We start from the raw sequence: 12,090 nt of genomic DNA, 5'->3' as shown, positions 1-12,090 counted from the left end.
TTCGCCGGGTAAGCCGCAGATTGCAGGGAAAGAACGCCGGAGAGCCCGTCTCTCTGTCCGGCCGGGGCACCACGCGCCCTGGCCGTCCGATGCCGACATGCCATGCGCCACGACCAAGACGGTGATCATCGAAGAGGCCCCTTCAGGCAGGCACAAAGCCAACTCAGGAGGACGAAAGCTTGACCTTTATCACAAAGTACGGCGAGGAAGCCGGGCCGCAGGCGGATACCCCCCCGCCCGAAAGCGTGATCCAGACCGACTATCAGGTCGGCCAGGACAATATCGAAGGACATCTGGGGCCCTGGGGCTTCAGCGTCCACAATCCGGTCTTCGGGATCTCGGCGATCTGCATCATCGCCTTTGTGATATTCACCCTGACCCTCCCGACATTGGCAGGCGACCTGTTCAGCGGTCTCTTTTCCGGCGTGACCAAGGGCTTCGACTGGTTCTTCATCGCCGCCGCCGACATCTTCGTCATCATGTGCCTGGTGCTGGTCGTCAGCCCCTATGGCAAGATCCGCCTTGGAGGCGCAAACGCGGTCCCCGATTTCGGCTATGTCAGCTGGTTCTCGATGCTGTTCGCGGCGGGGATGGGCATCGGGCTGATGTTCTATGGCGTCAGCGAACCACTCAGCCATTTCGGATCGTCCTCGGGCGGGATCGCGGCGGGGGCGGACGGCATCCGCACCGATTGGGCCCCACTTGGCGCCGCCGCCACGCAAGAGGAGGCCATCCGCCTTGGCATGGCCGCCACGATCTTCCACTGGGCGCTGCATCCTTGGGCGATCTATGCGGTGGTGGGGCTCAGCCTGGCGCTGTTCAGCTATAACAAGGGGCTGCCACTGACGATCCGTTCGGCCTTCTACCCGATCTTTGGGGAAAGGGTCTGGGGCTGGCCGGGACACCTGATCGACATCCTGGCGGTCTTTGCCACGCTGTTCGGCCTGGCGACGTCGCTTGGACTAGGTGCGGTGCAGGCCAATGCCGGCTTCAACAAGCTGTTCGGCATGCCCATCAACGAAACCTCGCAGATCATCCTGATCATCGGCATCACGGCCATTGCGCTCTATTCGGTGGTTCGCGGCCTTGAGGCCGGCGTCAAGCGCATGTCCGAGATCAACATGGTGCTGGCCTTTGCGCTGCTGATGTTCGTCCTGTTTGCGGGCCCGACCCTGCTGCTTCTGACCGATATGGGCGATTTTCTGCTGGCCTATGTCCAGTATCTGCCGGCGCTGTCGAATCCGGTGGGGCGCGACGACGTGAACTTCATGCAGGGCTGGACGGCCTTCTACTGGGCCTGGTGGATCAGCTGGTCGCCCTTCGTCGGCATGTTCATCGCGCGCGTGTCGCGCGGCCGGACGGTGCGGGAATTCCTGATCAGCGTGCTGCTGATCCCGTCGTTGGTCTGCGTGGTGTGGATGTCGATCTTTGGCGGCGAGGCGATCAGCCAGCTGGTGCGCGAAAGCTATGGCGCGGTGCGCGACGCCGACCTGCCGCTGCAGCTGTTCGCGATGCTGGACGCTCTGCCGCTGGCGCAGGTCACCTCCTTCGTGGGCATCGTGCTGGTGATCGTGTTCTTCGTCACCTCGTCGGATTCGGGGTCGCTTGTGATCGACACGATCACTTCGGGGGGCAAGGTCGATGCGCCGATCCCGCAGCGCGTCTTCTGGTGCGTCTTCGAGGCGATCATCGCGATCGTCCTGCTGATGTCGGCGGGTGGGCTGGCATCGCTGCAATCGATGGTGATCTCGACCGGGTTGCCCTTCACGGTACTGCTGCTGCTGATGTGCGTGGCGACCTGGAAAGGGCTGGCCAGCGAACCGCGCTGAACCCGCACCGGACGGCAATCTGGCCCCCGCATCCGCTGCGGGGGCCCTTTGCGTTCAGGCATGCACCAGCCGCAGCGCCTGCGGGGTCTGGCCATAGCGGCGGCGGAACATCCGGCTCAGATGCGATGAATCGCAGAACCCGCATTCCAGCGCGATCTGCGAAATGGCCCGGTCGCCCGAGACGATCAGGTGATGCGCCAGTGACAGGCGCATGTCCAGGAAGGCGGCCTGGGGCGATGTGCCAAGCGCCGCCTGGAAATGGCGCTCCAGCTGACGCTTGCTGTGACCGATGCGGCGCGCGATCTCGGCCACGGTGAAGGGCTGTTCGATGTTCTGCTGCATCAGCAGCAGCGCGCGCAGGACCATCGGGTCGCGGGTCTTGAAATCCATGGTGATGCCGGGTTGCGGCTTTTCGGCCTGCAGGGCCTCGTCGATGATCATGATGTGCAGGCTCTTGCTGGCCTGGGCGCGGCCGACATGCTTGTCGACCAGATAGGCCGCCAGATGGGCCGAACTGGCGCCCCCCGAACAGGTCAGCCGGTCGCGGTCCACCACGAAGATCTGGTCGGTGACGGGGTTCAGCCCTTCGAACTGTTCCAGAAAATCGGCGTGGTGAAACCAGCTGACGCAACAGCGATAGCCGTGCAGAAGCCCCGCCTGATGCAGCAGGAACGCGCCTGTGCAGACGCCCACCAGCGGCACCCCCGCCGCCGCAGCATCATGCAGAAAACGGTGATAGACAGGGGGCAGGACCGCCTCGTCCTCCATCAATCCGCCGATCACCACGACGTAATCGAATCGCGCCGGATCGCCCAAGCGCTCCTTGGGCTGGACGCCGATCCCGCAGCTGGAGGTGACGGCCTCCATCGTGTCCGACAATACCGTCCAGTTGCACAGGATGGGTCGGCTGCGATCGCCCTCATCGGCCGCCAGCCGGAGGACATCGACGAAATTCGCGAAGGCGCAGAGCGTGAAGCGCCGGGCCAGAATGAAGCCGACAGACAGGCGCGGCTGTCCTTGTTGCCTGCGGATCGGTCGCAGCACCGTGTGGCGAGGAAGGGTGGGGGCAAGGCTCATGGCGGGGCCTTCGGCTGAATGTGTCGGTTCCATGTCGTAGCCCTAATCCCGCGATGACGCAAATGTCCTGTCGCAACTGTCGGTCGAAAGGCAATGTGACGGCCAGACGGTGCTGTCATCAGCCTGATCGGATGGCCCCGAATGCAGGTCGCCGGACCGGATCGATGCGCCGCCCCGAACCCGCCCTGTCACCAGGGTGCCCGACAGAAAGGAAACGCCATGAAGATCCTGGTCCCGGTCAAGCGGGTGGTCGATCACAACGTCAAGATCCGCGTGAAAACCGATGGAAGCGGCGTGGATCTGGCCAATGCCAAGATGTCAATGAACCCCTTTGACGAGATCGCGGTCGAACAGGCGGTGCGCATGAAGGAAGCCGGCGAGGCCACCGAAGTGGTGGTCGTTTCGGTCGGTCCCGCCCAAGCGCAGGAGGTGCTGCGCACCGCGCTGGCGATGGGTGCCGACCGGGCCATCCTGATCCTGGCCGATGGTCGGGTCGAGCCGCTCTCTGTCGCAAAGATCTTGCAGCGGGTGGCGCAGGCCGAAGGGGCCGGGATGGTCATTCTGGGCAAGCAGGCCATCGACGACGACTGCAACCAGACCGGCCAGATGCTGGCCGCGCTGCTGGGTTGGAGCCAGGCGACCTTTGCCTCGAAGATCGAGATGGAGGGCGCGCATGCCTTGGTCACGCGTGAGATCGACGGCGGTCTTCAGCAGATCCGCGTCACGCTGCCCGCCGTGGTGACCGCCGATCTGCGGTTGAACGAACCGCGCTATGCCTCGTTGCCCAACATCATGAAGGCCAAGAAAAAGCCGCTGGTCCAGCAGACCCCCGAAGATCTGGGCCTGCCCATCGCCCCCCGCCTGACCGTCCTGCGTGTCGAGGAGCCTGTCGCCCGCGCCAGCGGCATCAAGGTCGGCAGCGTCGCCGAACTGCTGGACAAGCTGAAGACCGAAGCCGCCGTCATCTGAACCTGGGAGAGACCGCCATGGCCATCCTTCTTTTCGCCGATCACGACAATGCCTCCCTTTCGGAACACAGCGCCCGCGCCCTTGGTGCCGCCCTGCAGATCGGCCCCGAGGTCGACATTCTGATCGCCGGGCAGGGCGCCTGCGCCGCCGCCGATGCCGCAGCCGCGCTTGCCGGCGTGCGACGCGTCCTGCTGGCCGAAGCCGACCCGCTGGCCGAACGCATGGCCGAACCGACGGCCGCGCTGATCGTGCAGCTGGCGGTCGATTACGACACGATCCTGGCCCCCGCGACCAGCAGCGGCAAGAATGTGCTGCCCCGTGTCGCCGCGCTTCTGGACGTGATGCAGATATCCGAGGTGACACAAATTGTCGCGCCCGACACCTTCAAGCGCCCGATCTATGCCGGAAACGCAATCGAGGTCGTGCAATCGACCGACGCGCTGCGCGTCCTGACGATCCGCAGCGCCAGCTTTGCCCCCGCCGCCACCGGCGACGGCGCGGCACCCGTCGTCGCGGTCGATCCTGCCGCAGCCCCGGCACTGTCCAGCTTTGGCCAGAACCTGTTGTCGGTCAGCGACCGCCCCGACCTGTCCTCGGCGCGGATCGTCGTGTCGGGCGGCCGGGCGCTTGGGTCTAAACAGCGCTTCGAGGCGGTGATCAACCCCCTGGCCGACAAGCTCGGCGCCGCCGTCGGTGCCAGCCGCGCCGCCGTCGATGCGGGTTATGCGGCGAATGACCATCAGGTCGGCCAGACCGGCAAGGTGGTGGCGCCCGATCTTTATATCGCCTGCGGCATCTCGGGGGCGATCCAGCATCTGGCGGGAATGAAGGACAGCCGGATCATCGTCGCCATCAACAGCGACGGCGAGGCACCCATCTTTCAGGTCGCCGATTACGGCATCGTCGGCGATATCTTCGACATCGTCCCCCAGATGGAACGCGCGCTGTGACCCTGGGCGCCGCCACGCAGCCGCGTCCGGGGGTGGGCGCGATCATCGACGGCAAGGCGCATGCCGCGGCCTTGGGCGACCGGATCGCCCGCCATGTTCAGGACTTTGCCGCCCATGCGGGCCGGTCGCCTGGTCTGGCCGTGGTTCTGGTCGGCTCCGATCCCGCCAGCGAGGTCTATGTCCGCAGCAAGGGCCGCATGGCCCGCAAGCTGGGCATGAAAAGCTTTGAACATGTTCTGCCCCAGACCGTGTCCCAGACAGATCTGATGGCGCTGGTCGCGCGGCTGAACGCCGACAGGGCGGTGGACGGCATTCTGGTGCAGCTGCCGCTGCCCAGGGGGTTGGACAGCTTGGCCGTCATCAAGGCCATCGACCCGGCCAAGGATGTCGACGGATTGCACCCGGAAAACGCGGGCTATCTGGCATCGGGGCTGCCGGGATTGGTGTCCTGCACGCCGCTTGGATGCCTGATGCTGCTGAAGGCCAGCCTTGGCGATCTGTCGGGGCTGGACGCCATCGTCGTGGGCCGGTCAATCCTGGTCGGCAAGCCGATGGCGCAGCTGCTGCTGGCGGAGAACTGCACCGTCACCATGGCCCATTCGCGCACCCGCGACCTGGCCGCCAAGGTGGGTCGGGCCGATATCGTCGTCGCCGCCGTCGGTTCGGCCGAGATGATCGCGGGCGACTGGATCAAGCCCGGCGCGACGGTCATCGATGTCGGCACCAGCCGCGTCATCCGCGACGGGCAAAAGCGCCTGGTCGGCGATGTCGATTTCGCCGGCGCGCGGGCACGGGCGCGGGCCATCACGCCGGTGCCGGGCGGCGTCGGGCCGATGACCATCATGACGCTGATGCACAACACCATGCTTGCGGCATTCCGACGCGCCGGATTGCCCGAACCGACGCTGGACTGAATTGCCGCCCCCCGATCGTGGCGATAACGTGATCTGGCGCCCCACGCGCCTTCGACCCCGCCGCCCCGGTGGCGGGCCACCAAACCAAGGGACCGGCACAGACGCCGCGCCATCACAGCCGCAAGGATCAAGAAGATGTCCTCATTTCCGCAGCACGCCCGCGTCGTCATCGTCGGCCTTGGCGGTATCGTCGGGGCCTCGGTCGCCCACCACCTGATCGAGAATGGTTGGGACGACATTGTGGGGATCGACAAGTCGGGCATTCCGACGGATGTCGGGTCCACGGCGCATGCGTCCGATTTCTGCTATGCGACCAGCCATGACCTGCTGTCCTGCTGGACGACCATGTATTCCATGGATTTCTATGAAAAGCTGGGCAATTACAAACGCATCGGCGGGCTTGAGGTGGCACGCGTGGGTGATGATGCCCGCATGGCGGAACTGCGTCGCCGCGTCGACAGCGGCAAGGCCTTCGGCACCAATGTCAGCATCATTTCGGCCGCCGAGGCCAAGAAGAAATTCCTCCTGCTGGAGGAGGATCAGATCCAGGGCGCGCTGTGGGACCCCGATGCGGGCCTGGTGGTGCCGCGGTCGCAGACCGTCGCAGGCAAGCTGGTCGACATGGCCGAAGCGGCAGGCAAGCTGAAGGCCTTCGCCAACACCCCCGCGCTGGAGCTGCTGCATGAAAATGGCCGGATCACCGGCGTGCGCACCACGCGCGGCACGATCATGGCCGATCACGTCGTGGTCTGTGCGGGCCTCTGGGGTCGCCTGATCGCCGAGATGGCCGGAGAGGACCTGCCGGTCATGCCGGTCGACCATCCGCTGACGTTCTTCGGTCCCTACAATGAATTCGAAGGCACCGGACTGGAAATCGGCCGTCCGCTGCTGCGCGACCAGGGCAACTCGGCCTATTTGCGCGACACGGGCGACCCGGCCACGACCGAGGGCGGCCAGATCGAATGGGGCTATTACTATGAAAGGGACGTGCGGATGGTTCACCCGCGCGACCTGCTGGAAAAGCACCAGGCGCGGCTGTCACCCTCGCAGCGCGACCTGGTGCTGGATGACGTGATCGAACCCCTGGAACGCGCGATGGAGCTGACGCCGATCCTGGGAGAGCTGGGCTTCAACGAAAGCCATTCCTTCAATGGCCTGCTGCAAACCACGACCGATGGCGGCCCCTCCATGGGCGAAAGCCGCAAGCTTCGGGGCCTGTGGTATGCCGTGGCCATCTGGGTCAAGGACGGCCCCGGCATGGGCAAGCTGATCGCCGACTGGATGACCAAGGGCCGGACCGAGATCGACCACCACGGCATCGACTATGCCCGTTTCAACGATTTCCAGCTGACCGAGGATTTCATCGCCGGCCGCTGCGAGGAAACCGCTGCCAAGATCTATAACCCGCCGGTCCATCCGCGCGAACCTTTCGGCAATGGCCGCGGCATCCGCCGGTCGCCCTTCCACGAACGGGAAAAGGAACTGGGCGGATATTTCATGGAGTTGGGGGGCTGGGAACGCGCCCACGGCTATGCCGCCAATGAACACCTGCTGAAGAAATATGCGGGTCAGGTACCCGAGCGCGAAAACGAATGGGACAGCCGCCATTTCTGGCGCGTGTCGAACGCCGAGCAGTTGGAGATGAGTGCCGATTGCGGCATCATCAACCTGTCGCATTTTCACATGACCGATATCAGCGGTCCCGACCATGTCGCGCTGATGGAATGGCTGTGCGCCGCGAAAATCGGCGGCGACGGCAATATCGGCAAGGGCATCTATACCCATATGCTGGACGAGGAAGGCATGGTCCGCGCCGACTTCACGGTCTTCCGCATGGCCGACCGCTGCCGCCTGGTGAACGGTGCCGATGCGGGGCCGCGCGACCTGATGTACATGCGCCGCGTGGCGCAGGACAAAGGCTTTGATGTCACCATCACCGACGTGACCGAGGATTTCACCACCATCGGCATCTGGGGTCCGAATGCGCGGGATAACCTCAAGAAGGTCGTGGCCGATCCGGACGCGCTGGACGACGCGGCCTTCCCCTTTGCCGCCATCCGCGAAATCCAGATCGCGGGCTGCAAGGTCATGGCCTTCCGCATCTCCTATGTGGGTGAACAGGGGTGGGAACTGCACATGCCTTATGCCGACGGATTGGCGGTCTGGGACGCGCTGCGCGCCGCCGGCGTGATGGCTGTGGGGGTCGAAACCTATGCGAACTCTCGCCGTCTGGAAAAGTCTCTGCGCCTGCAGAACTCGGACCTGCTGACCCAGTACAACCTGCTGGAGGCCGATCTGGCCCGACCCAAGGTCAAGGAGGCCGATTTCGTCGGCAAGGCCAAGCATATCGAATACCGCGAACGCGACCATCAGCCCGCGATGCTGTGCACGCTGGTGATGACCGACAACGTGGATGCCGCGGGCGTCGCCCGCTATCCGGTGGGCACGCTGCCGGTGATGGACCCCGACACCGGCGCGGTGCTGGTCGACGAACTGGGGCGGCGGTCCTATACGACCTCGATCGCCTATGGCCCGACGATCGGCAAGAATATCGCGCTGGCCTATCTGCCGCATGAATACTGCCAGATGGGGCGCAAGCTTACCGTCAGCTATTTCGACGAGAGCTATCCCGTGGAAGTCGCAGGCATCGGCTATGCCCCACTCTATGATCCCCAGAACACCAAACCGAGAAGCTGAGGCAAAGCGTCGTTGACCAAAACCCTGGACGCGGCCGCCGTGGTGGCCGCGTCTTGACGACAGATCCTTCGCGACAGGGCGGCGCGGTCAGTCCAGCCGCGCGGCGCGGGGATCGTGGATGGGGCAGCCATTGACCCTTTCGCGGAAGCGGGCCGAATGCAGATAGGTCGCATTGCGGGCGCGGTTGATCGACCCCATCGGACGATGCGCGGCGATCCCGTTCCAAGGCGAGAAGCGCATGCCGTCATCGACATTGCGGGCACGCGTCTCGGTCCAGCCGGGCTGCGCGGCTGTCTGAAGGATGGCGACTGTGCGGAAGGGCGAAATGGCCTCGTCCCACGGTTTTGTCGCGTTCTCCAGCGGCTGACGTTCCGGATCACGGTACAGCTGGGCGCGCAGTTCCCATAAGCAGGGGGTGTTGCTGGTCACGATGTCGATCTCCTCGCGCAGCGCGTCGGGCCGCCCCGACGCGTCGATCGTCCGCCCCGCCAGCGCCGTCAGCGTTTCGGAAACCGGGACCAGCTGCAGCTTGGCCACATGGGCGCCGAAGCGATAGGGTGTCTGGGTATAGTAGGTTTCGCCCAAGGGATGGGTGTTCGGGGCACCACCCAGGGCCGTCAGGGTCGAGCTGGGTCCGGTCGTCGCCCTCAACACGCTCTGCACCCCGCGCAGCGTCTTCGAGAGCAGCTTCTTGGCCCATTCCGCCCGGTCGGTCGTCCGCGCCAACAGCTTCAGCGTCGAAAGGAAGGCTTGGGCATCGGGTGCCGAAAAGGCCGGCCCGTTGGCCATGACGAAATCCTGCGACCGCGCGTCTTCGGATCCTGGCAGGCGCGGTCCCTGAACGTTCAGCACCTTGATCGCCATCCCGCGCGGCACCGACACCGCGTCATCCAGCAGGTCGCCCGGATTGGTCGAAACCCGCATGATCGCATCGTGATCGCCAGGCGAGGCAAAGATGCCCTGTGCGTATTCGGGTGGCAGATCGTCGGGGATGGTCAAAGTCGCGGCCAGCAGCGCATGGCTTTTGGCATGAACCGATCGATAGGCGTGACCCTCGTCCTCGGCCACCCGTTCCAAGATCGTGTCGAAGGTAGCGTTCAATTCCCTGATGGTGTCGCCTTCGTCGGCCGAAATCGTTTCCAGATCGTCTGAATAGGGGATGGGGGTCTTCATCTGTTCCTCCTTGGGGGGGCGGTGCCACGAAAGCCGTCATGACGGCGTGCAGGAACAGGGATCAAGCCCAAGGTCCCGTTCGCGCAAAACCGCCCCGGCGGGATATGGTTCCACGCCGCCGTTGCGGTGCTTTTCCGCCCTGGGTTTCCGCCACCCTGATCGCGATCCCGTGATAGGCGTTGTAAAATCGGCCTTGGTGGAACATTTGTTCACGAACGAAATTACGGTGAAAGACGGGCGGCACCAAGCGCCCCATGGCGGAGGCTGACCTTCTTGGCGCAGATGTCACAACAGGAACCGGCGGCGCATTTCCCCCTGCCGCAGACCGACAATCCCTTCGTGGCCGCCTTTGCGGCGACGCGCATGCCCATGCTGATCACCGACCCCCACCAACCCGACAACCCGATCATCTTCGTCAACGCAGCCTTTCTGCAGCTGACCGGATATGACCGCCATGAGATTTTGGGCAGCAACTGTCGTTTCCTGCAGGGACCCGGAACCAATGCGGATGACGTAGCCAAGGTCCGTCAGGCGATCGAACGGCTGGAAAGCATCGAGATCGATCTTCTGAACTATCGTAAGGACGGTTCGACCTTCTGGAACAGGCTGCTGGTATCGCCGGTCTTCAGCAAGGCGGGCGAGCTGACGCATTTCTTCGCCTCGCAATTCGACGTCTCGCCCGAGCGCAACCGTTTGACGGAACTGGCCATGACCCAGACCGAACTGGAGGCCGAGATTGCCCGGCGCATGCAGGATATCGCGATGACCGAGACGCGGTTGCGCTTCGTTCTGGGCGCGGCCGAAATGGGCACCTGGACGCTGGACGTGACCAACCGGCGGCTGCTCTTTTCCAAGCAATGTCTGCTGAACCATGGTCGGCAGGAACATGAAAGCTTTGGCATGCCGCAAATGCTAGGGATCATCCTGCCCGAGGATCGACCCGGCTGGCAGGAGGCGCTGGAGATCGCCATTCGCGACCGGTCTGAACTGAATGAGGAATACCGCGTCCGCACCCCCGACGATGACATCCGTTGGATTGAGATCCGGGGCAACATCATCACCGATCCCGACGACCCTCAGATCACGATGGTCGGCGTCACCCAGAACATCACCGAACGCAAGAAGGCCGAGGAACACCGCCGCCTGCTGGCCCGCGAACTGGCCCACCGGGTCAAGAATTCGCTGGCCACAGCGCAGGCTGTCTTCAGCCACTCGCTGCGCGGCGCCAGCGACATGGAGGATGCGCGATCCAAGGCCTTGGGTCGCATCCAGGCGATGTCGGCCGCCCAGGACCTGCTGACGCGCGATCAGACGACCACCGCCAATCTGCGCGAAGTCGTCGAAGAGGCGTTGAAGCCCTTCGACAGCTTCGACATCCGCATCACCGGGCCCGGCATCGCCTTGGACGAAAAGGGCGTTTCGGCCTTTACCCTGGCGCTTTACGAACTGGCGACGAATTCGCTGAAATACGGCGCCCTCAGCGTCGACGGGGGCGCCGTCGTGATCGATTGGAAAGTGCTGTCGAACCGTCCGGATCATTTCGAATTCCGCTGGAGCGAACAATTCGGGCCGCCGGTCACCGCGCCTGAACGCCGCGGCTTCGGGTCGTCAATCATCGAGGACATCACCTCGGCGGATCTGGGCGGGACGGCCAATCTCAGTTTCAAGCCGAGTGGCGTGGAATACCATCTGCTGGCACCGCTGCGCGGCTGACCGCGTTACTGCGCGAGGCGATTGCAACACCGGATCGTGTCGTCCTCGACCAGACTGTTCAAAGGCGCGCTGGCCTCTGTTTTCCCAAGCCAATGGACGTCAGCAGCGATGCCCCATGAGCAGCTGCAATCAGCACGCCTGCCCGACCGATTGTGTCCGCTGCCCCCAGCTGTCGTAGTTCCCTTGTGACGTGATCCATCAGCATCTGCTGATGGTGCGCCGCGATACTGCACAGATCGGGGTCGTGACACCCGCGTTCGGTGATCGCCTTCAGCACGAAGCAACCACGACCATAATCCAACTGGGAAATCTGGTGGGCCATGGTGCGCAGGTTCTGGCCCGGGGTGCTGGGCGATCTGGCGACGTCCTCCATCAACGCGGTACATTGCCGCGAGTAGATCTCCAACAACTCCAGCAGAACCGCGCGTTTTGAACCGAAGGCAGGACAGAAACTGGATCGGCTGAGGCCCATGTGGTCGATAAAATCGCCGATCGGCGTCACCTCGAAACCGCGATCCCACAGCAGATCCATTGCCTTAATCAAGGCAACTTGCCGGGCGGCCTGCCCTGCTCGGCGGGGGTGTCGGATTGATCATCGGCGATAAGGGATCCCGTTGTTTCCGGCATGCCTCCTATACCGAATGACCCCGAAATGCTATAAAACCACGTAAAAATTTCCTGGCGAAAGCTATGAGATCATAGGATTGCAAGCGGTCTCAGATTGGTTTTCCATGGAAAATCCCAGCCTTGCGGCCGGGATCAATCCTT

9 protein-coding genes are annotated in these 12,090 nt (G+C 63.9%); 6 read left to right on the top strand and 3 right to left on the bottom strand.

Annotated elements, in window-relative coordinates:
* Window positions 1–188: 188 nt before the first annotated feature.
* Complete coding sequence (locus DKT70_RS13085; protein WP_111559593.1) at window positions 189–1,829, top strand: BCCT family transporter; 1,641 nt, start codon at window positions 189–191, stop codon at window positions 1,827–1,829.
* Between the two features lie 54 nt (window positions 1,830–1,883).
* On the opposite strand, the gene DKT70_RS13080 is transcribed toward DKT70_RS13085, so the two are convergent.
* Window positions 1,884–2,906 (bottom strand): GlxA family transcriptional regulator, encoded by a 1,023-nt coding sequence (locus DKT70_RS13080; RefSeq protein WP_111559592.1) that lies wholly within the window; start codon window positions 2,904–2,906, stop codon window positions 1,884–1,886.
* A 219-nt stretch (window positions 2,907–3,125) separates the two neighbouring features.
* Between DKT70_RS13080 and DKT70_RS13075 the strand changes: the two genes are divergently transcribed.
* The 4 genes from DKT70_RS13075 (at window position 3,126) to DKT70_RS13060 (ending at window position 8,436) form a co-directional block, all read left to right on the top strand.
* Window positions 3,126–3,875: an electron transfer flavoprotein subunit beta/FixA family protein gene (locus DKT70_RS13075; protein WP_111559561.1), complete on the top strand. Its 750-nt coding sequence runs from the start codon at window positions 3,126–3,128 to the stop codon at window positions 3,873–3,875.
* Between the two features lie 17 nt (window positions 3,876–3,892).
* A complete protein-coding gene (locus DKT70_RS13070; protein ID WP_111559560.1) occupies window positions 3,893–4,825 on the top strand; it encodes an electron transfer flavoprotein subunit alpha/FixB family protein in 933 nt (310 codons plus the stop codon).
* Complete coding sequence (gene folD / locus DKT70_RS13065) at window positions 4,822–5,739, top strand: bifunctional methylenetetrahydrofolate dehydrogenase/methenyltetrahydrofolate cyclohydrolase FolD (protein ID WP_199559596.1); 918 nt, start codon at window positions 4,822–4,824, stop codon at window positions 5,737–5,739. The genes DKT70_RS13070 and folD overlap by 4 nt, the downstream gene beginning before the upstream one ends.
* 135 nt (window positions 5,740–5,874) lie before the next feature.
* Window positions 5,875–8,436 (top strand): GcvT family protein, encoded by a 2,562-nt coding sequence (locus DKT70_RS13060; RefSeq protein ID WP_111559559.1) that lies wholly within the window; start codon window positions 5,875–5,877, stop codon window positions 8,434–8,436.
* Between the two features lie 87 nt (window positions 8,437–8,523).
* On the opposite strand, the gene DKT70_RS13055 is transcribed toward DKT70_RS13060, so the two are convergent.
* The gene (locus DKT70_RS13055) at window positions 8,524–9,609 is read right to left on the bottom strand and encodes a catalase family protein (protein WP_111559558.1); all 1,086 of its coding nucleotides are present in this window, start codon (window positions 9,607–9,609) and stop codon (window positions 8,524–8,526) included.
* A 282-nt stretch (window positions 9,610–9,891) separates the two neighbouring features.
* On the opposite strand from DKT70_RS13055, the gene DKT70_RS13050 reads away from it, so the two are divergent.
* Entirely contained in the window at window positions 9,892–11,322 is a 1,431-nt protein-coding gene (locus DKT70_RS13050; RefSeq protein ID WP_111559590.1) for a PAS domain-containing protein, read from the top strand.
* Window positions 11,323–11,380: 58 nt separating this feature from the next.
* Here the strand turns inward: DKT70_RS13050 and DKT70_RS13045 are convergent, their stop codons facing one another.
* The gene (locus tag DKT70_RS13045) at window positions 11,381–11,854 is read right to left on the bottom strand and encodes a TetR/AcrR family transcriptional regulator (protein ID WP_111559557.1); all 474 of its coding nucleotides are present in this window, start codon (window positions 11,852–11,854) and stop codon (window positions 11,381–11,383) included.
* Window positions 11,855–12,090: the final 236 nt, after the last annotated feature.

Origin of the sequence: Paracoccus sediminilitoris, from assembly GCF_003259195.1 — a bacterium.
In the GTDB taxonomy this organism is placed as follows: domain Bacteria; phylum Pseudomonadota; class Alphaproteobacteria; order Rhodobacterales; family Rhodobacteraceae; genus Paracoccus; species Paracoccus sediminilitoris.
The sequence above is the reverse complement of the archived record's forward strand: the minus strand, read 5'-3'. Positions and strand labels throughout refer to the sequence as shown.